The 20,612-nt window shown below is 64.1% G+C and carries 19 protein-coding genes; 7 read left to right on the top strand and 12 right to left on the bottom strand.

The features are described 5' to 3' along the window. Positions 1 to 72: 72 nt before the first annotated feature. Together BKG76_RS07465 and BKG76_RS07460 are read left to right on the top strand one after the other, a co-directional pair. Entirely contained in the window at positions 73 to 600 is a 528-nt protein-coding gene (locus tag BKG76_RS07465; protein WP_109420651.1) for a hypothetical protein, read from the top strand. A 107-nt stretch (positions 601 to 707) separates the two neighbouring features. Next, entirely contained in the window at positions 708 to 1,292 is a 585-nt protein-coding gene (locus BKG76_RS07460; protein ID WP_070937076.1) for a hypothetical protein, read from the top strand. 11 nt (positions 1,293 to 1,303) lie between these two features. On the opposite strand, the gene BKG76_RS07455 is transcribed toward BKG76_RS07460, so the two are convergent. After that, entirely contained in the window at positions 1,304 to 2,140 is an 837-nt protein-coding gene (locus BKG76_RS07455) for a tRNA (adenine-N1)-methyltransferase (RefSeq protein WP_070937075.1), read from the bottom strand. 303 nt (positions 2,141 to 2,443) lie between these two features. Between BKG76_RS07455 and BKG76_RS07450 the strand changes: the two genes are divergently transcribed. Beyond that, a complete protein-coding gene (locus tag BKG76_RS07450) occupies positions 2,444 to 3,787 on the top strand; it encodes a DEAD/DEAH box helicase (protein ID WP_070937074.1) in 1,344 nt (447 codons plus the stop codon). A 22-nt stretch (positions 3,788 to 3,809) separates the two neighbouring features. Here BKG76_RS07450 and BKG76_RS07445 read toward each other — a convergent pair whose 3' ends face one another. Beyond that, entirely contained in the window at positions 3,810 to 4,730 is a 921-nt protein-coding gene (locus BKG76_RS07445; protein ID WP_070937148.1) for an acyl-ACP desaturase, read from the bottom strand. 95 nt (positions 4,731 to 4,825) lie between these two features. Beyond that, entirely contained in the window at positions 4,826 to 6,793 is a 1,968-nt protein-coding gene (locus BKG76_RS07440; protein ID WP_070937073.1) for a CocE/NonD family hydrolase, read from the bottom strand. 171 nt (positions 6,794 to 6,964) lie between these two features. On the opposite strand from BKG76_RS07440, the gene BKG76_RS07435 reads away from it, so the two are divergent. Next, complete coding sequence (locus BKG76_RS07435) at positions 6,965 to 7,846, top strand: RecB family exonuclease (RefSeq protein WP_070937072.1); 882 nt, start codon at positions 6,965 to 6,967, stop codon at positions 7,844 to 7,846. Then, positions 7,843 to 8,646: a thioesterase family protein gene (locus BKG76_RS07430; protein ID WP_070937071.1), complete on the top strand. Its 804-nt coding sequence runs from the start codon at positions 7,843 to 7,845 to the stop codon at positions 8,644 to 8,646. Before BKG76_RS07435 ends, BKG76_RS07430 begins: the two co-directional genes overlap by 4 nt. 9 nt (positions 8,647 to 8,655) lie before the next feature. Here the strand turns inward: BKG76_RS07430 and BKG76_RS07425 are convergent, their stop codons facing one another. Then, a complete protein-coding gene (locus tag BKG76_RS07425) occupies positions 8,656 to 9,306 on the bottom strand; it encodes an MOSC domain-containing protein (protein WP_109420642.1) in 651 nt (216 codons plus the stop codon). Between the two features lie 36 nt (positions 9,307 to 9,342). Next, a complete protein-coding gene (locus BKG76_RS07420) occupies positions 9,343 to 9,993 on the bottom strand; it encodes a TetR/AcrR family transcriptional regulator (protein ID WP_070937069.1) in 651 nt (216 codons plus the stop codon). A gap of 144 nt (positions 9,994 to 10,137) precedes the next feature. Here BKG76_RS07420 and BKG76_RS07415 point away from each other — a divergent pair, with 144 nt between their 5' ends. Both BKG76_RS07415 and BKG76_RS07410 read left to right on the top strand, forming a co-directional pair. Then, positions 10,138 to 11,538, top strand: a complete 1,401-nt coding sequence (locus tag BKG76_RS07415; protein ID WP_070937068.1) for a cytochrome P450 — start codon at positions 10,138 to 10,140, stop codon at positions 11,536 to 11,538. Positions 11,539 to 11,582: 44 nt separating this feature from the next. Then, on the top strand, positions 11,583 to 12,260 hold the full coding sequence (locus BKG76_RS07410; RefSeq protein ID WP_070937067.1) for a nuclear transport factor 2 family protein: 678 nt from the start codon (positions 11,583 to 11,585) through the stop codon (positions 12,258 to 12,260). 10 nt (positions 12,261 to 12,270) lie between these two features. Here BKG76_RS07410 and BKG76_RS07405 read toward each other — a convergent pair whose 3' ends face one another. The 7 genes from BKG76_RS07405 to BKG76_RS07375 form a co-directional block, all read right to left on the bottom strand. Further along, entirely contained in the window at positions 12,271 to 12,939 is a 669-nt protein-coding gene (locus tag BKG76_RS07405) for an ABC transporter permease (protein WP_070937066.1), read from the bottom strand. A gap of 111 nt (positions 12,940 to 13,050) precedes the next feature. Next, positions 13,051 to 14,295: a fatty acid desaturase family protein gene (locus tag BKG76_RS07400; protein ID WP_070937065.1), complete on the bottom strand. Its 1,245-nt coding sequence runs from the start codon at positions 14,293 to 14,295 to the stop codon at positions 13,051 to 13,053. Positions 14,296 to 14,480: 185 nt separating this feature from the next. Then, a complete protein-coding gene (nuoN, locus tag BKG76_RS07395) occupies positions 14,481 to 16,097 on the bottom strand; it encodes an NADH-quinone oxidoreductase subunit NuoN (RefSeq protein ID WP_070937064.1) in 1,617 nt (538 codons plus the stop codon). Then, positions 16,094 to 17,692 (bottom strand): NADH-quinone oxidoreductase subunit M, encoded by a 1,599-nt coding sequence (locus tag BKG76_RS07390; RefSeq protein ID WP_207543754.1) that lies wholly within the window; start codon positions 17,690 to 17,692, stop codon positions 16,094 to 16,096. The genes nuoN and BKG76_RS07390 overlap by 4 nt, the downstream gene beginning before the upstream one ends. Continuing rightward, positions 17,686 to 19,551, bottom strand: coding sequence for an NADH-quinone oxidoreductase subunit L (gene nuoL, locus BKG76_RS07385; RefSeq protein ID WP_109420641.1), 1,866 nt, complete (start codon positions 19,549 to 19,551; stop codon positions 17,686 to 17,688). The genes BKG76_RS07390 and nuoL overlap by 7 nt, the downstream gene beginning before the upstream one ends. 13 nt (positions 19,552 to 19,564) lie before the next feature. Continuing rightward, positions 19,565 to 19,864 (bottom strand): NADH-quinone oxidoreductase subunit NuoK, encoded by a 300-nt coding sequence (gene nuoK / locus BKG76_RS07380; protein ID WP_070937062.1) that lies wholly within the window; start codon positions 19,862 to 19,864, stop codon positions 19,565 to 19,567. Continuing rightward, positions 19,861 to 20,589, bottom strand: coding sequence for an NADH-quinone oxidoreductase subunit J (locus BKG76_RS07375; RefSeq protein WP_070937146.1), 729 nt, complete (start codon positions 20,587 to 20,589; stop codon positions 19,861 to 19,863). The genes nuoK and BKG76_RS07375 overlap by 4 nt, the downstream gene beginning before the upstream one ends. Positions 20,590 to 20,612 lie beyond the last annotated feature (23 nt).

The raw sequence follows: 20,612 nt of genomic DNA, 5'->3' as shown, positions 1-20,612 counted from the left end.
GGGACGTCTACGCTGTTAGCGTTCGTCACATTCAGGTCGATTGAAAGGACAACGGTGAGCTCACGAACCGGTATTCCGGGGGTCGCCATGCTGGGTTTACTCACCGCGGCAGCGATCGGCTCGGCAGTGCCAATGAGCGAGCCGAGAGCCAGCTCTCCTAGCCCGACAGCAACGATCGTGACGACCTCCGGCATCGTCCCCGCGTCCTGGGATGCCCCCCTGGATGTGCCGGCCGATCCTGCTGACGCGGCACCCACATCCGACGAACTGAGCGGTTTGCTGTATTCGCTCGCCGACCCGGGCGTGTCGGCCCTCGCCAAGGGCGGTCTCGTCGAGGGCGGCATCGGCGCCGGGGAGGCCATCTACGCCGACCGCGCCTTCAAGAACGCCAACCGTGACGGCTTCCTACCCCTGGCCTTCACGGTGTCCGACGTCAAACCCACCGGACCTGGCCTGGCCACAGCCGCTGTCACCATCACCGGCCCCAAAACCCAGGCGTACACGACGAAAATCAACTTCGTGAACCAGGACGGCTGGAAAATCAGCAAGGCGTCCGCCGTTTCGCTGATTCAGGCAGCATCCGGTAAGTCTGGAAGGTAGACGTAAACGAGGAGGGTTGGACGATCTCCAACACCTCACTCGCCGATATCGTCACCACACTTGGCCGAATGACTAAGCCGATACGCCGAATGGGAGTCTCCTAGATCATGGTCCGTCACCGCCTCGCCGCCCGCCTTGTCGTGCTCGCCGCCGGTGCAGCCGTTCTCACGCTGAGTGCCTGCAGCAGCTCAAGCGACAAGGCCAGCCCCACCAGCTCATCGGCGACGCAGCCCGCCGCGTCTTCCGCGGCCGCCGCGGCCACCCCCGACCATCCACTGCCGGATCCGGCAGTCCTGAACGATGTCCTCAATCGGCTCGCGGATCCGAATCTGCCGGGAGCCGAGAAGGTGACCGCGGTTCAGGGTGCGACCCCCGAGCAACTCGACAAGTTCACCAAGGCGATCGGCGACGCCGGGTTCTCGCCGTTGTCGTTCACGGTGAAGGACCCGAAGTGGTCGACCGAGACCCCCGGTGACGTCGAGGCCGTCGTCACCATCAACAGCCCCAGCCCCAAGATGGGCGGGTTCGCGGTCCCCATGTCGTTCTCGCCCGAGGGCGTGGGCTGGAAGTTGTCGAAGCGGACTTCCGATCTGCTGTTGAAGACCGGGACATCGCTCGCGGGTACCGGCACGCCGCATGAGACACCTCCCGCCGGAGCCCCCGCGCCGCAGGTGCCGACACCCACCCCGTAGCTAAAGAAGCTCTAGGTCGGCAGACGCTTGCGCCGCAACGGTGTCGGGGTGATCGTGCCCGGCGCCAGGCGGCGCGCGCTGACCAGGAATGCCGTGTGCCCTCGCATGCTGTGCTCTGGGCGCACCGCCAGCCCCACCACATTCCAGCCGCGCTGCAGCGACTCCCAGGACCGTGGCTCGGTCCAGCATTGCTGCTCGCGCATCGCCTCGACCACGCGGGACAACTGGGTCACGGTCGCGACATAGACGATGAGCACACCACCGGGCACCAGCGATTCGGCGACCGCGGGCAAAGTCTCCCAAGGCGCCAGCATGTCGAGCACCACCCGGTCGACTTCACCCGCGTCCGCGGACCGCTCCGCAAGGTCACCGATAACCAGTTCCCAGTTATCGGGTTGCTCCCCGAAGAACGTTGTGACGTTACGCACAGCGTGTTCGGCGTGATCCTCACGAATCTCGTAAGAGATCACCGATCCCTGTGGCCCCACCGCCCGCAGCAGCGAGCAGGTGAGCGCACCGGATCCGACGCCCGCCTCGAGCACCCGCGCTCCGGGGAAGATATCTCCGTCGTGCACGATCTGGGCGGCGTCCTTCGGGTAGATCACCTGCGCCCCGCGCGGCATCGACAGCACGTAGTCGATCAGCAGCGGACGGAGCACCAGGAACTGGTCGCCATTGGTGGACTTGACCACACTGCCCTCGGGAAGGCCGATGACGCCGTCGTGCACGATGGCCCCACGGTGGGTGTGGAACTCCTTACCGGGCTCGAGCACCATCGTGTAGTGCCGCCCCTTGGGGTCGGTGAGTTGCACGCGGTCGCCGACGACGAATGGTCCGGTTCGAGACATGCGCTCACCTTGCCAGGTACGCACCGCCCGACGCGAATGGGTCGGGTTTCGCAGGTGAGCGGGGCCGAAGAGGACGAATATCCCATGTGTTTCGGCACACACGAATTAGCTCTTCGGCGGCGCGACCCGTACTGTCGTAGGTAAGCGCCACTGTGCGCCGCGTCGTAGATCATTCTTTCGTCAGCTCCGCTGATCTCAGGCTTTTCTCACGGCGATCGATTTTGCCCATTGGCAATCTCGCCATTTCAGAGCCTTGAAAGGCATCAATTCTTCATGTCTTCAACAACATTCGCGTCCCTCGGCGTGCCCTCAGCCCTCGTCGACGTCCTTGCCCAGGGCGGTATCGACGCACCCTTCCCGATCCAGGCGGCCTCCCTGCCGGACACCCTCAACGGCCGCGATGTGCTGGCCCGCGGCAAGACCGGCAGTGGCAAGACCCTTGGTTTCTCCATTCCCGTTGTCGCACGTATCGCCCAAGGCAAGCGAGTGCCGGGCCGGCCCCGGGCACTTGTGCTGGCGCCCACTCGCGAATTGGCCACGCAGATCAGCGCCGTCATCGAACCGCTGGCGGCCGCCTACCGCATGAAGGTCACCACCATCTTCGGTGGAGTCTCGCAGCACCGACAGGTCCAGGCACTCAAGGCCGGTGTGGACATCGTGGTTGCCTGCCCGGGCCGCCTGGATGACCTCCTCAAGCAGCGTCACCTGACGCTGGACGGTATCGAGATCACCGTGCTGGACGAAGCCGATCACATGGCCGATCTCGGATTCCTGCCGGTCGTTACCCGCCTATTGGCCGCGACACCGAGTTCCGGTCAGCGCCTGCTGTTCTCGGCGACGCTGGACAACGATGTCGATAAGTTGGTCAAGCGATTCCTGCACTCCCCCGCCGAGCATTCGGTCGACTCCGCCGACTCCCCCGTCGCGGCGATGACGCACCACGTCTTCACCGTCGCGGGACCTGACGCCAAGCGCGAGCTCATCAACACGTTGGCTTCGGGATCCGGGCGCCGGATCTTGTTCATGCGTACCAAACATCACGCAAAGCGGCTGGCGCATCAGCTCACCCAGTCGGGCATTCCGTCAGTTGACTTGCACGGCAACCTGTCCCAGGGCGCCCGCGATCGCAACCTGGCGGCGTTCTCCAACGGCGACGCACGAGTCTTGGTGGCTACCGACGTCGCCGCTCGCGGGGTCCACGTCGATGATGTGGCGTTGGTCGTACATGTCGATCCGCCCGCCGAGCACAAGGCCTACCTGCACCGGTCCGGCCGAACCGCTCGCGCCGGTGGCTCCGGCGATGTCGTGACACTGGTCCTGCCCGAACAGCGCCGCGACGTCGACGCACTGCTGCGCAAGGCCGCCATCAAGGCCACTCCACGCCAGGTGACCGCCGACTCGGCCGAGGTCACCAACTTGGTGGGTGAGATTGCTCCGTATGTGAAACCCGCTCCGGCGCAAAAGCCCAACGGCTCCTCCGCGGCGAACGGCCAGCGGTCCCAGCGGCCCCGCGGCGGCGCCGAGGGACGCCCGGCACGTACGCCACGGCGCGGCGGGCAGGGTCAAGGTCGCCAGGGTCAGAGTCAGGGACGTCAGGGCCAAGGCCAGCGATCCGCCCGTAGGGCCGGCAACAGCGCCTCCCGGTAAACCGGTCGGCGCGGGCCATCACCTACACCCGCGCCGCGGCGCGCATCGCTGCCTTCTCCTCGTAGAACTTTGCGCGTTCATCCACGGCGGCAAGGAATCTCGCGAGGGACTCGCGAGCCTGCTCACCCTCGGGTCCGATGTCGGCGCGTTCGAACACACGCCAGAAACGCAGGATGGGTTGCAGGACGTCGTCATGATGGATGCGCAGGTCATAGATTCCGGCCTTGGCAATGGCTATCGCGTTCTGCGCGAAGCCTTCCATTCCCATGCCCGGCATCGCGAAACCGACGATCTCTTTGCAGATAGCCTGCATCGCGGCATCGGGCTCGATATCGAACGCGGCCGCCATGAGGTTGCGATAGAAGACCATATGTAGGTTCTCGTCCAGCGCGACCCGGGCCAGCAGCTGGTCGGCGATCGGGCAACCCGAGGCCTTTCCCGTGTTGCGATGGGATATCCGCGTGGCGAGCTCCTGGAACGACACGTAGGCCAGTGCCTCCAGGGGCGTCTTGTCCCCGGAGTCGTAGCCGGCCACCGTGTGCGCCATGCGCATCGCTTCGAGATTGGCCGGATCGACACCGCGCGTCACGACCAGGTAGTCGCGAAGCGCGATGCTGTGCCGGCCTTCTTCGGCGGTCCATTGCCCCACCCATGTTCCCCATGCCCCGTCCCGACCGAACCGCGTGGCGATTTCACGGTGATATGACGGCAGGTTGTCTTCGGTGAGCAAGTTGACCACCAGAGCCGCCTGGGCAATCGGATCGAGTGGGCTGTCCTCCGGTTTCCAATCCTCGCCCCCCAGGAAGGCAAAGTCCCTGCCCCGGCTCCAGGGCACGTAATCGTGTGGGGCCCATGGCTTCGCGACACCGAGGTGCCGTTCGAGATTCGCCTCGACGACGGGCTCCAGCTCGGTGAGTAGTCGTGTTTGCAGTCCAGTCACCATCTCGTCCACCTCTCTCTGCGGCATGACCGCTACCCCTAACCTACGGTACCGTAAGTTACGCAAAAGTAGGTTAGAGATAGGTGAATTTGTGAGGACTACGCGGCCCCGAAATGAGCCCCCTCGACTACCGGCGCCACCAGGTAGCTCGGTGCGCCGGGGTCGAGAATTACCGACTGGCCGTGACGACTCGCCCACAGCTCGGGAATCGACGGAATGTACCGCGGCAGACTGGCCGCCGAGATGACGACCCGTAGCCGATGCCCCGTCTCTATCACCGCATCAACCTCGGTCAGATCGATATCGAGAATTATCGGCACGCCGGGCTCAACCGGAAGCTTGTGCCCCTTGGCGGTGGGGTGCCAGGGCGACAGATAGTCACCGTCGGCGCTCCGCAGACTCTTGCCCTCGTCCACGCCACGTCGCGATGCCAGTAGGGCACCTTCGGCAAGCATCCGGGAAAACCCATCGGGAGCCACATCCGTCACTGAAACAACCCAAAATGCCTCTGTACCCACCGCTTTGGTGCACAGATGAAGATTGAGCGGACCGGAAATGACCCATGGTTCCGCAGCAACGGTACTGGTGAAGGTCAGCGCACCGCGCTCGAAGTACCGCGAGTCCTTGAGCCCCGGGGTGCCCAGTGCCGCGGTCATACCGGCCGTCAGCCGGGAGGTCGTGGGCGACTTCAGCAGACCCAGCCGCCGGTGCAGCAGGTGCTCGGTCCGACCCCGCGGCGCGGCCCCACCCAGCGACCCGTCAAAGGCAGTGTGCGCCGCGAACCCGGAAGGTTCCGCGTCCAGGTAGAACCGCTGCGACACCGCCTCGGGCCGCGGATAGGTGTCCAGAGTGTGCCAGCCGCCGTTCTGCTGTTGCAATGTAACCGGGCCGTAGCCCTCGATTCCGTTGTCAATACCCTTGAGCCACTTGTCAAACCACGCACGCTGCAAAACATCGAGCCGGGGCGGGCCGCCCGGGCGCCCGAGCTGCGCGCCGGGAGAACCGTGATACCCCTCGTTGATGACGACCTGGAACTTGCCGCCCGGCAACGAGGTTCGACGATGGATACGCAGTGCCGCAGGACCGAAGATGTCGTCCCACGCCCCGTACACGAAGGTCGGGATCTCGATGTCCTCGAATCGGGGGCTGACTTGCTGGAAGTATTCGTCGTTGTCGATCAGTGCGCCCCGGCCACGCAACCCCTCGAAGATGTACCGGATCACACGATTGAGCGGCGCTCGCAACCGCGCGGCGAGCCAGGCCGGCCCGATGCCTCCACGTGCCACATCAGAAGGCGACGGCAGCCATTTGGCCAGGGCCACCGCCAGCATCCAGAATGGCATGAAGAATGTCTGCGCCCCACCGGTTTTCATGAGGTCCCGGGAGATATCACTCACTGGCTCCACCGCGAATACCGCGCCAAGCCCCGGAACCCGATTGCCCGCGGCCTGTAGAGAATTGATCGAGCAGTACGAGATCCCGTACATGCCGACCGAGCCATCGCACCAGGGCTGCGCCTGCGCCCACGCGACCACCTCGTTGGTGTCGCGCTGCTCGACATCGTTGAGCATCCCCCAATCCCCCGTGGAGGCGCCGGTGCCGCGGACATCGACGACCACCTGTGCGTATCCGCTGCGGATGAGTGCGTCGTTCACCCCGAACGTAGCGAGGCCGCCGCCGGGAATGGCTCGCGCGAGTTCCGCGAGCTCGAACAATCGCGGATTCCTCGGCGGCGTGACCGGCACGGTGACACCGAACCGCCGCAGCCCGCTCAGCAGCCAGGCAGCCAGGTGGGTGACCGACTTGTTGTATGGGGTCAGGTTGAACAGCACGGGTACCCGATCGGTCACCGGGGTGCCGTCGGCGTGCGCCGGACGAAACACCTGAGCCTTGAGCACCGTGCCGTCGGCGAGCGGTATCGACACATTGGGGGTGAACGCGACGCGCGGATATCGGCTGGGGCCGTCGGCCACCGCCGTCCATTGTTCGGCCAGGCCGTCACCGGCCAGTGAGGTATCGGCTGCCGATAGGACAACCTGGGCGCTTCGACGCTTTGCCGTGGTCACTGCGGGTCCTCCCGAACGGGGGCATCGTTGCCCTTGCTCACTTGGAGGTGCACGTTACTGGCAGTACGGATATTTTGGGGACGACTTGTGACATGTGTTGAACAACGCCCACCGGTTTTGTGCGCGGCGTGGCGTCGGCAGCTGTCGGACTCCGTGCCTAGGCTGCCAGCTATGAGTGACTCCGCGCAGGACCGGCCGACGCGCCGTCCGGCGCTGTCTCCCTCGCGGGCGAGTGACTTCAAACAGTGCCCACTGTTGTACCGCTTCCGTGCGATCGATCGGCTCCCCGAACCACCCTCGACGGCGCAGGTCCGCGGCAGCCTCGTACACGCGGCCCTGGAGGATTTGTACGCGCGACCTGCCGCCGAACGCGAGTACGCCACCGCCGCAGGCCTGGTGGAGCCGGCCTGGGACCGCCTGGTGGAATCGAATCCCGAGCTGGCCGAGGTGGTCGAGGCCGAGCGCCTTCCCGGCTTCTTCGACGAGGCACGGGACCTGTTGTCTGGCTACTACCGACTCGAAGACCCCACCCGGTTCGATCCCGACAGCTGTGAGGAACGCGTTGAGGTGGAGCTGGCCGACGGGACGATGCTGCGCGGTTTCATCGACCGCATCGACATCGCACCCGGCGGCGCGATGCGACTCGTCGACTACAAGACGGGGCGCGCACCCCGTGCCTTGTTCGAGGCCAAGGCGCTGTTTCAAATGAAGTTCTACGCCGTCGCCCTGTACCGCACTCGCGGCGTGGCGCCCCGGCGGTTGCGGCTGCTGTACCTGTCCGATGGCGAGGTTCTCGACTACTCACCGGACGAAGCCGAGTTGCTCAAGTTCGAGAAGACCCTGATGGCCATCTGGCGGACGATTCAAAACATCGGCGCCACAGGCGACTTTCGCCCCAATCCATCCAGGCTGTGCGCCTGGTGCGCCCACCAGTCGCTGTGCCCAGCATTCGGCGGCACGCCGCCGCCCTACCCGGGGTGGCCCGCCGATTACGGTGTCTCCGAAGCGGATATCGAGGACGCCGCGACCGCCATTCCGGGAGATGCCGCATGACGAAGGACCTGACGGGCTGTTACTACCAGCGCCTGGACGCCGACGGCGAGTTCCAGATATTCGAGTCCACCGAACTCACTGCCAGCGGCTGGGGTCCGAACCTGCAGCATGGCTCGCCCCCGATGGCATTGCTGCTCAAGGCCATCGAAGAATTGCCCGAGGCACGCGAGAGCCTGCGGATCGGCCGTGTCGCACTCGATATCCTGGGCCCGGTGCCGCTGGAGCCGGTGCGGGTACGGGCATGGATCGAGCGTCCGGGCCGCCGGATCGCACTCGCGGTTGCCGAGATGGAGGCGTACACCGGTGGCGGATACCGCGCGGTCGCCCGGGCCAGCGCGTGGTTGTTGGCGACCTCGGTGACGGCCGACAAGGCAAGTGACCGATACCCGCCGTTGCCCGACTATCCCGCAGCCCCGAAGCCACTCGGATTCGATGGCTCCGGATACGCTAAATCTGTTGATTTTCAGTGGTTTTCGGTACCCGACGGTGAAGCACAGGTGGCCTGGATGCGGCCGCACGTGCATATCGTCGACACCGAACCCACCACGCCGTGGCAACGCCTGGCGTCGGTGATCGACTCCGCCAACGGGATCGGAGCGGTGCTGAACCCGCTGCGATTCGTGTACATGAACACCGACACCGTCATGCACGTACACCGAATCCCCCAGGGCGACGAGTTCGGCGTACGGGCCCGCATGTCCGTAGGGCCCGACGGCGTCGGTGTGACCACCGCGGAAATCTTTGACCGCCGGGGCTACATCGGCTCCAGCGCGCAAACGGTGCTGGTTCAGCGGCGATAAGTGCCTGCGTTACGCACCGCTCCTGCGACGCACGGTTTCCTTGATGTGCTCCGGAAGCGCGGGCACATCCAAAAGTTGCGGAAGTAGGGCGGGTTCACGAGTCAGCGCGCGGAATGCCAATCCAACGGTTACCTCGTGATCCGGGCTGTTCCGTACGGTGATGGAGTCGCCCTGACGCACCACCCCGGGAGATATCACCCGCAGATATGCACCCGGAACCGCTTGTACGGTAAAGGTTTTAACCCAACCCTGCTGGTCGAGCCAGGCCGCGAACGTCCGGCATGGTATCCGCGGTGACGAAACTTCCAACACGAGCCCGTCGGCACCGATGTGCCATTGCTCGCCGATCCGTGCGCCGGTCACGTCAATATCGCGGGTGGTGAGGTTTTCACCGAACTGCCCGTTACCCAGGTCGCGGCCCAGTTCGCCTTGCCACCAGTCGAGATCTTCCCGGGCATAGGCATATACGGCCTGATCGTCACCGCCGTGCACGCCGTGGTCACCGATGGCGTCACCCGCCAGTCCGCTGCCCACACCCTCGAGAGGTGCGCGCACCGCGATCGTCGAGTCCATTGGACGCTTGTCGATCCCGGTCGGTACCGGCCCGCCCGTCGGATTCGACCGCAGCTCCCCCACATTCACCGTCAAGACTGTTGCCACCCGTACAGGATACGAAAGTGTCCCCGTCATGAAACGCTAGCGGGCCGCGCGCATGAGCGGCAGCAGGTACCTGATCGCGAACTCCCGGGTGTTCTCGTCGGTGTCGGTCGGCAGCAGGGCCGAGGGATTGATCAAGAAGGTCGAGGTCAGCCGAAGGGCCAGGTCCAGTGCCCGTTTCACTGCCGCAACCGGATAGTCGTCGTCGGCCAACAGTTCGGCGATGACCGTCAGCAGGCCTTGATATCCGGCCGCATTCACATCGAAGACGTTGCGCGAGAAGGATTCGGCGTCGAATTCCTTCAGCGCCATGACCAACGGATGGTCGCGCGCCTCACGCATTCCCATGACGAACGCCTCGACCATCCTGTCTTCCGCGTTCGACAACGGCATGAGCACCGCCTGCGCCCGGACAAAGAATTCCGTTGTCTCCCGGACCAATACGGCCGCGACAATGTCTTCCTTGTCGCCACATTTGCGGTACAGCGTCGGACGTGACACGCCCGCACGCCGCGCGATATCGCCGACCGCGGTGCGGGCTATGCCGTGGGCGACGAATTCCTCGCGCGCGGCGTCCAACAAGCGGGACGTCGCCACATTCGTCTCCGACAGAGTTCCCGTGGTCAGCTGCCGCAGCAATGAGTCGAGCTCTACCACGGAGCCGATAGTAGCTGCGGAGGTCGTTGCCATGTCGATGCGACTCACGACCGCTCCCTTCGAGGCATCTACCTGGGGTTTGAATCAATGAACTAATTTTGATTCAGTATTGCATACCCCTCGAATCCGCCATACACTTCGCCACCAGAACCGTGACCGACCGAAGAGGACAGGCGCATGCAAGTCATCGACATCAACGTCCACCCCGAGGAACTACCGTCGCCTCAGGGGCCCCGGCTTCCGCCACGGCTACCGATCCGTCGAGCGGCGCTCCTGGGGCTCAGCTGCATGGGCGACCCGTCCCGCCTGCCCTATCTGCTGCTACCCAAGATCGCGAACCAGTACGGCGACATCGTCCGGCTGTTCACCGGACCCACGCCGGCTCTCACCCTGACCCTGATCAACCATCCCGACTACGTCGACCACGTCTTCACCCGGCACCACGACCGCTATGTCAAGCACGAGGCCACCATCGAGCTAGTCTCCGGTGAGCCCGTCGCGCTTCCCTTGCTGGAGGGACAGGAGTGGAAACGAGTCCGTTCCGCCTTCAACCCATACTTCGGCGAGCGCGCGCTGGCAGCTGCGACTCCCCTGATGATGGAGGGAATCACCGACCGGGTCGATGCCTGGTCGCCGCATGTGAACAGCGGCGACGTGGTGGACCTCGAACACGAACTCGGCGCGGTCGTGATGGACGGACTGATGCGTTCGATGTTCAAGGTTCGGCTCAGCCCCACCGAGATCGATCATGCCGTCGACGGCGCGCGCCGCTACGGCGTCTACGTCATCAGCCGGGTGGCCCTGCACTTCCTGCCGGGGTGGATACCGAATCCCTTGCGCCGCCGCGGCGAAGAGGCCAAGGAGGAGCTCTTCGGCATCCTCGACCGCTTCGTCGACGAGCGAAAAGGATGCCCGGCGTCCGAGACACCAGACCTGGTGGATGCCTTGGTGGGGCTGGAGTTCGACGGCTGCCCCCAGATGCAGGAGCGGCGACGACGCTCCGAGGCCGCAGGCCTGGTGTTCGCCGGATTCGAGACGACCGCCGCCGCACTTGCGTGGACCATCGCCCTGCTCTGCCGCAACCCGATCGCACTGGGTAAGGCGTACGCGGAGATCGACGCGCTCGGCGGCAAAACGCTGGAGTACGACGACCTGGAGAACCTGAAGTATCTGAGGGCTTGTTTTGATGAGGCGCAACGCTTTCAGGCCGCACCCGCCAATGTCCGAACCGCCGTCGAGGACGACGAGATCGGTGGCTACTTCATCCCGCGGGGCTCACAGGTCATCATCACGCAGTACGCGCTACAACGCGATCCGCGGTTCTGGACAGAACCCGAGAAGTTCAATCCCGACAGGTTCTTGACCGACAAGATCAACCGAAATGCATTCCTGCCGTTCAGTATCGGGCCCCGCAAGTGCATGGGAACCCGGATGGCCTATATCGAAGGAACCCTGGTCCTGGGGGCCATCCTGCAGCGCTACGCATTCGAAATCCGCGACGGCTGGACACCGAGACACCGCGTACGGGTATCCACCGGCCTTGCCGGCGGCCTCCCGACACGGCTGTTCGCTCGTTGAAATCTGGCCCGAGTCAACATATTTCTCACCACGAAAGGAACACGATGAGCCGATTGGAAAAGTTGGGCCCTTCTCCGGAGCACGCGAAGCACCAGGCACTGATGCCCGAGTTCTGGAAAAAGGTTCAGCAACAAGAAAACAACGATATCGAGCGCGGGCTGCCCGCTCGGGGCCGCACCGAGTTCGCCCACACCTGGTTCGACGCCTGGGCCGAACAGGACATCAAGAAGATAGATTACTGCCTTGCCGAAGACTGTAGCTACATCGACAGCTCGACGTTCCAGGAGAACCGGCTCGGACGCCAGTTCACAATCGACAACTGCGAGGCCGCCTTTGACGTCTTTCCCGATTTCGCCTTCTACCCACAGGACGGGACCAACCGATCACTGCCCTATTGGGACTACTTCGACGGCCAGTGGCGGGTGACCATTCCGTGGCGCGGCATCGGCCGCATGATCGGCCAGACCATCGAGCCCAACACCGGAGCCAAACTCAAGGGAACGGGCCGCTGCCTGGATTTCATTGGCATCGACCGCTATACATTGACCGAGGACTTCAAGATCACCCACATCGATACCGACTGGGACATGCTTTATGGCGCCGCGCAGCTTGCCGGGTTCGGGCCCCTGGTACGCAGCCGCAGCCTGCAGAGGTTCGGACTACGCGCCGCAAGCCTGGTCGTACCCGCATTTCGGCTGGCGACCCTGCTGACCACGCGGTAATCGCGGGTGCCTATGCGGCGGGCCCGCTGTCCGCCGTGGCACCTCGGTAGCAGCCGATGAGCCCCGCGATGAGACCCAGAGTCGCAGCCTCGATAACCACGATCAGGACATTCACTGGGCTCATGAGCTGCATCAAGTTCCCGATGAAGAGACTCAACGGGGTGTGCTTACCGAAGGCTGAAAAGAAGTAAACACCCGCCGCCCCAACGGCTATGAATGCCAACGGCACCGCGGCGACCGCGGTGGCGAGGACACGCGGGACAACGTATCCATGGGTGATATCGATACCTCTGCCGCGCATGGCATCAATGTCCTGTTGTATTCGCGCGGAGTCGGCCTCCGCGAAGACCACTGTCGCAGCGGTGGCCGCGGCCACCAAGATCGCGTGCGTCGGGAATCCTGTCGGACCGAACACCAATGCCTCCAGGACGAGGACAATCACCACCGCCAGCGGTATCGCCACCATGCACATGGGCAACACCGACACTCGGGCTATCGCCGCCCCCTGCCGGAAGAACTCGCGCACTGCGGGTGGGCGAGTCAGCATGGCAACGAACGCATCCCGCGCCATCGTCAGGAAGCCGACAAACGAGCGGGTGGGCCTGTCCACGGGGGGCACGATCGGGCCATTCCCCGGGCCCGCCTGAGTCACTATCGGGGCCGCTACATACGTGGTCACACATCTCTACATATCGCGTTCCGCCCGTCTCCGCGGGGGAATCATCAAGATCGACGAATGCGGCGCGACCGGTAGATTTAGCTAGGATCTCACCACGACAGGGCTGGCGGGCTAGACCGCAACCTTGGCGCGACGGCGTTCCCGAACCATGGCGATGGCGGTCTTGAGCCCACGCCGTGGCACCGAATCCGACTCGGCAGCCGAGGGCTGCTCCAGGACCACGAACATCCGCTCACTGCGGGTTTCCGGCGCATTGTCCGCCGTGGCACGCAGGAATCGGTCCGGCAGTGACAGTTTGGCGATCGTGCGCCACGTCTTGGCGTACTGGAACAACATCGAACCGGTCGTATAGGGCAGGTCGTAGCGCTCGCAAATCTCTCGCACCCGCAACGAGATCTCGTGTAACCGGTTGCTCGGCAGATCCGGGTAGATATGGTGCTCGATCTGGTGACACAGGTTGCCGCTCATCAGCCTCATGGTGGGCCCTGCATTGAAATTCGCGCTGCCCAGCAGCTGGCGCAGATACCACTGGCCCCGCGTCTCGTTCTCCATGTCGGTCACGGAGAACTTCTCGGCCCCGTCGGGAAAATGCCCGCAGAAAATGACGGCGTTGGACCAGAAGTTTCGGATCAGGTTGGCCGTGGCCGTCGCGGTGAGCGTCGACCGATAGCTCGCGCCCGGCGAAAGTGCGGTGAGCGCCGGGAATGCGGCGTAGTCCTTGAAGACCTGAGAGCCCGCCGACGTGACCAGTTCGCGCACTCGCTGAATGGTCGACGCACGCGTTTCCTTTGTCCAGATCTTCCGGAACTCCAGGTGCTGCAGGGCGATTCCCCACTCGAACCCCGCCGCAAGGATGAAATTGAGCGGCATGTTCAGGAGGTTGCGCACCTTCCACGGCTCATCGCGCGTGACTCGGAGGATCCCGTAGCCGACGTCGTCGTCCATGTCGAGGATGTTGGTGTACTTGTGGTGCTCGACGTTATGCGTGAAACGCCAGTGCTTGGAGGCTCCGGCCATATCCCACTCCCACGTCGAGGAGTGAATCTCGGGATCGTTCATCCAGTCCCACTGGCCGTGCATGACGTTGTGGCCGATCTCCATGTTCTCGATGATCTTGGCGACAGCCAATGTCAGTGTTCCGGCCCACCACGCGGAGCGCTTCTTGCTCGCGGCCAACAGCACACGGCCGGTCAGCTCAAGGGCACGCTGCGCTGCGATGGTGCGGCGGATATACCGAGCGTCGCGTGCACCGCGCGACTCCTCGATCTCACGTCGCAGCTCATCGAGCTCGACGGCCAGGTTCTCGACGTCCTCGCTGGTGAGATGCGCGAATGCCGAGATGTCCGTGATTGCCATCGGCCTCCTTTCGCGCCCACGATACCTTCACCCTACGGTCCCGTAGGTTACTCGTCGGTAAATGGACACGCCACAGGTGGTGACATCCCGGCCACGGCATGCGCTGACACGCCGTATTCCCCCCAAATCGGAGGCGTGTCGGCACCCAACACGGCGTGTCGAACACCGACCGACGGTGACCGGACTCACTTGGCGAAGTCGGCGAGATTCCCCACGAGATCAAGCAGCGGCTGGGGCACCACACCGAGCAAAACGGTGACGAGCGCGCTGACTCCGATCGATATGGTCACCGCGGGGCCGGGGAAGCGAAGTATCCCCGAGTCCTCGACCGGATCGGCGAAGAACATCACCACGATGACGCGCACATAGAAATACGCCGCGATGGCACTGCACATCACACCCACCACCACCAGCGGCACGGCACCTCCGGATGCGGCGGCCTCGAACACCGCGAACTTGCTGACGAATCCGCTCGTCAGCGGAATCCCCGCGAATGCCAGCAGGAACAACGCGAACACGATGCCCAGCACCGGTGAACGGCGACCGATTCCGGCCCATCGACTCAGCTCGGTGACCTCGTCGTCATCCTTGAAGTCGCCGTCAGCGCCGTCATCTGCGTTACCCGAGCGCACCAGACCGGCGATGGTGAACGCCCCCACGGTACTGAAACCGTATGCGGCCAAATAGAACAACGTCGATGACACGCCCCGCTCATTGGCTGCGGCCACCCCGGTGAGCAGGAATCCGGTATGTGCCACTGCCGAATAGGCCAGCATGCGCTTGACGTCGGTCTGCGTGACCGCACCGATCGATCCGATCAGCATGGTGGCAATCGCGACCGCCCACAGCACCGGCCGCCAATCGGCAGTGATTCCCGGCAACGCGACGTACAGAACCCGCAGCAGCGCGCCGAAGGCCGCGATCTTGGTGGTGGCCGCCATGAATGCGGTCACCGGCGTCGGCGCTCCCTGGTACACGTCGGGCACCCAGAAATGGAACGGTACCGCCCCCACCTTGAACAGCAGCCCCACCGACAGCATGGCCACACCAAGCAGCAGGAAGGACCGCTCCCCCGCATCGGCGTTGATGGCTCGCGCGACGGCGCCGAGTTCGACCGTTCCGGCGTATCCGTATATGAAGGCCGACCCGAACAGGAAGAAGGCCGAGGAAAATGCGCCCAGCAGAAAGTATTTGAGCGCCGATTCCTGGGACAGCAGCCGGCGGCGCCGCGCCAGTGCGCACATCACATAGAGCGGAAGCGAAAACACCTCCAGCGCGACGAACATCGTCAGCAGGTCATTGCAGGCGGGAAAGAGCATCATGCCGGCGATCGCGAACAACGTCAGCGGGAAGATCTCCGTTTGCGTGATACCGGTGCGGTTGAGCACCCGCTCCGACTCGCTGCCGGGAACGCTCGATGCCTGCGCGGCGAAGGCATCCAGTCCGCTGCTGGCCCCGGCGGAAACCGTGCTCGGGACAACCGCGATCGTCCTGCGCTGTGCCATGACCGTCAGCGCCAGTCCGGACGCCACCAGGATGAGTCCCTGCAGAAAGAGTGTGGGGCCGTCGATCGCCACCGCACCGTTCATGACGACCTGATGCGAACCGCCCAGGGCCACCACGGCCACCAGGGCACCCAGGATTCCGCCTGTCGTCAGCATCAGTTGAGTGGTGAGCCGGTACCGCCGCGAAACGAATGCCTCCACGAGCACCGATACCACCGCGACCCCGAACATGATCAGCATCGGCGACAGCGCGCCGTACGCAACCGGCGGGGCCGGGAGAATCCCGATATCGGTCATCGTTGCTCGCCTTCACCGTGTCGGAGGGCAATATCGGCCACGACGGGCGGCGGATCCTTTTCGTTGACGGTCCGCAGCGTCTGCTCGACGGCCGGATTCACAATGTCCAGCAGCGGTTTGGGATAGATGCCCAATACCAGCAGGAGCGCGACCAACGGCGCTACCACCACAAGCTCACGGCGCTTCAGATCGCCGATGGTCTCATTACCCGGCGCCAACGGCCCGGTCATCATCCGCTGGTACATCCACAACACGTAGATCGCCGCCAGCACCAATGCGATGACCGCGCACGCCGCGGCTACCGGGTAGCGCGTGAAAGTACCCACCAATACCAGGAATTCGCTGATGAACGGCGCCAGGCCCGGCAACGACAAGGTGGCCAGACCCGCCACCAAGAACGATCCGGCAAGGACCGGCGCCACCTTCTGCACCCCGCCGTACTCAGCGATGAGTCGAGATCCCTTGCGGGAAACCAGAAATCCTGCCACCAGCATCAGCGCCGCGGTGGAGATGCCGTGGTTGACCATGTACAGCGTCGAACCGGACTGACCCTGGCTGGTCATGGCGAAGATACCCAGGATGATGAACCCGAAATGCGATATCGATGTATAGGCGATCAAACGCATCACGTCGGTCTGACCGATCGCCACGACGGCACCGTAGATGATGCCGATGACCGCCAGCGTGATGATCAGCGGCGTGAAATATCTACTGGCATCGGGGAACAGCTGGATGCAATACCGGAGCATCGCGAACGTGCCCACCTTGTCGACGATCGCCATCATGAGCACCGCGCTGGCGGGTGTCGCGTGCACAGCCGCATCGGGCAGCCAGGTGTGAAGCGGCCACAGCGGAGCCTTCACGGCGAACGCGAACATGAACCCCAGGAAAAGCGCCTTCGCCACACCCGGATCGATACCCAACGTGCCGGTCGCGACCATTTCGGTGATATCCCGCAGATCGAACGTGCCGGCCTGGCCCCGCGCGGTCACGACATACAGCCCGATCACGGCCGCCAGCATGATCAGACCACCGAACAGGTTGTACATCAAGAACTTCACCGCCGCACGCGACCGCTGTTTCGCATCGGAATGTGTACTCCCGAATCCTCCTATCAAGAAGTACATCGGGATGAGCATGGCCTCGAAGAATATGTAGAACAGCAGCACATCCAGCGCAGAGAAGGACAGCAGCACCATGGATTCCACGATCAGGATCAACGCCACATAGCGTTGCGCCAGGGGGCGATTCCCGTACCCCGGGGCTCCTGCTCCGTCATCCCATCCGGCCACCAGCAGCACGGGAAGAAGCCCCGCGGTCAGCAGCACCAGCGCGAGGCCGATCCCGTCGAGACCCACCGCATACTTCATTCCGAATGCCGGTATCCAGGAAGCCGATTCGACGAACTGGTACTGCGGGCCCGTGGGATCGAACGCAACCGCCAGCCCGATCGCGGCGATCAGCACGAGTAGTGAGGCGCCCAGTGCGACATACTTCGCCAACACCCGCCGTTGGGTCGGCATCACCAATACGACGGCGGCGCCCACCAATGGAATGAGCCACAGCGCTGTCACGGCACCCACGACACTCACCACCTCACTGCCATCAACACCGCGACCACCAGTGCCGCACCGGCACACATGGACAACGCGTAGGAGCGGACGTGACCCGTCTGCATATGCCGCACCCACCCCGATACAGCGCCGAGCGTGGAGGCCACACCATTGACCAGGCCGTCGACCGCCCGGTCGTCGGCCAGCACCAGGCCACGGGTAAGCCGCTGACCGGGACGCATGAACACCACCTCGTTGAACGCGTCACCGTAAAGATCCCGGCGCGCGGCGACGGTGAGCACGGAACCCTGCGGCGCAGCCTCGTCGACCTCGCCGCGGTACATCCGGTAGGCGATACCGACACCGCAGAGCACCACCGCGACGGTGACGACACTGATGACCCAAGCCGGGACAGGCATCTCGCCATGATGGGCGCCGACGACCGGCTCCAGCCAATTCTGCAGGGCGCCACCGAAGCTGAGTGCAAATCCGGCCCCCACCGACCCGACCGCAAGCACCATCATCGGCCAGGTCATCACCGACGGCGACTCATGTGGATGCGCGTTCTCGTGCCAACGTCTCGCCCCGAAGAAGGTCAACAGCATGACCCGGGTCATGTAGAACGCGGTGATCCCTGCCCCCAACAGTGCCGCCGATCCCAGCAGGAATCCGCCCGCACCGCCGTGGCCGAACGCCACCTCGATGATCTTGTCCTTCGAGTAGAAGCCCGCGAATGGTGGAACACCAATGATGGCAAGGTATCCCAGCCCAAAGGTGACAAAGGTGATCGGCATGACGGTGCGCAGCCCGCCATAGCGCCGCATATCGGTTTCCTCATTCATGCCATGCATGACCGAACCGGCTCCGAGGAATAGCCCGGCCTTGAAGAATCCGTGCGTGAGCAGATGCATGATCGCCACCGCATAGCCCGCGGGCCCGAGCCCCGCCGCCAGCACCATGTACCCGATCTGAGACATCGTGCTCGCGGCGAGCGCCTTCTTGATGTCATCCTTGGCGCAACCGATGATTGCCCCGAAGAGCAGCGTGACGGCACCGACGAGCACCACCGCGATCTGGGCGTACGGAGCATGTTCGAAGATCGGCCCCGATCTGGTGATCAGGTAGACACCCGCGGTCACCATGGTGGCCGCGTGGATGAGCGCGGAGACCGGAGTGGGGCCTTCCATCGCATCGCCGAGCCAGGACTGCAGCGGCACTTGGGCCGACTTTCCGCATGCTGCCAGCAGCAGTGCCAATCCGATTGCGGTATTGCGACTCTCGCCGGCCGCGCTCGCCGAGCCCAGCACCTGTATGAAGCCGACAGAGCCGAATGTCGCGAACATGAGCATCATGGCCAGCGCCAGCCCCATGTCACCGACCCGGTTGACGATGAAGGCCTTCTTGGCCGCGGCGGCGGCCGACGGCTTCTGGTACCAGAAGCCGATCAACAGGTAGGACGCCAGGCCGACGCCCTCCCAGCCCACATACAACCCAAGGAAGTTATCGGCCAGCACCAACAGCAGCATCGCCGCCAGAAACAGATTCAAGTAGCCGAAAAACCGTCGACGGTCCGCGTCGTGCGCCATGTAGCCGATCGAGTAGATATGGATCAGTGAACCGACCCCGGTGATCAACAGTGCGAAGCACACGGACAGCTGATCGAGGGTCAACCCGAAATCGACGTGCAGCGTCCCGACCGGAACCCAGCTGAAAAGTGTTTCGTGCACCACGCGCTCGTCGCCGGTTCGGCCGAGCATGCCGAGGAAGGCGACGCCGGCCACCAGGAAGGATCCGAGGGCCATCGCACAGCCCAGTAGGTGCCCCCAGGCGTCGCCCCGGCGGCCGATGAGTAAGAGGACGGCCGCACCCACGAGGGGCAGCGCCGGCATGAGCCACGTCACGGGTACTCCCCTCCTAGAACTTCAACAAATCGGCGTCGTCGACCGAAGCCGACCTACGGGTACGGAAGATGGTCATGATGATCCCCAGTCCCACAACCACTTCCGTGGCCGCGACCACCATGGTGAAGAATGCGATGACCTGGCCGTCCAGGTTTCCGTGCATGCGGGCGAAGGTGACAAATGCCAGGTTGGCGGCATTGAGCATGAGCTCCACACTCATGAAGACCACGATTGCGTTGCGGCGCAACATCACGCCGGCGGCCCCGATCGTGAAGATGAGCGCGGCCAAATAGAGATAGTTCCCGGGGTTCATCGCGCCCCCATATCCCGCGGCGTCAATACACCGCTGACAGACAGCTCCGAGAACGACCCGTCGGGAAGTAGCGCGGGCACGTCGACCGCGTTATGCCGGGCATACACACCGGGGTTCGGCAACGGCGTGGCACGGTCTCCGTGCTGGAACCGTCGAATGACCAGTTCGCGCTGGCCGCCGCTCTGCCCCAGTTTCTCGCGGTGCGCCAGCACCATCGCCCCGATCGTGGCGGTGATCAACAGCGCACCGGTCAGTTCGAACGCCCACAGGTAATCGATGAAGATACGCTCCGCCAGACCTTCCACGTTTCCGCGGCTGTTGGCTTGGTCGAGCCCCACAAAGGCTGTGGTGGAAGCATTTCCGATGCCCGCGAGGGCAAGGATTCCGAATCCCAGTCCCGCCGCGATGGCACCGACCCGCTGCCCCGGCAGGGTCTCCACCAGAGAGTCCGAGGAGTCCACTCCCACGAACATCAGGACGAACAGGAACAGCATCATGACGGCGCCGGTGTACACCACCACCTGAGCGACACCCAGAAACAGCGCCCCCTGGGCAACGAAGAACACCGCAAGAATGACCATCGTCATGGCAAGGAAGATCGCCGAATACACCGCTTTCGGCGCGGCGATCACCCCAAGCGCACCCAGCACCGCGATGGCGCCGAGCACCCAAAACGTCACCCCCTCCCATGTGGGGGTACGAGAGAGCCCCTCAGCCACAAGCACTGTCAGCTGGCCGGCCGCGAGAT

The organism is Mycobacteroides franklinii (genome assembly GCF_001853795.1).
Taxonomy (GTDB): domain Bacteria; phylum Actinomycetota; class Actinomycetes; order Mycobacteriales; family Mycobacteriaceae; genus Mycobacterium; species Mycobacterium franklinii.
Note: the sequence above shows the minus strand (reverse complement) of the source record. Positions and strands in the feature narration are given on the sequence as shown.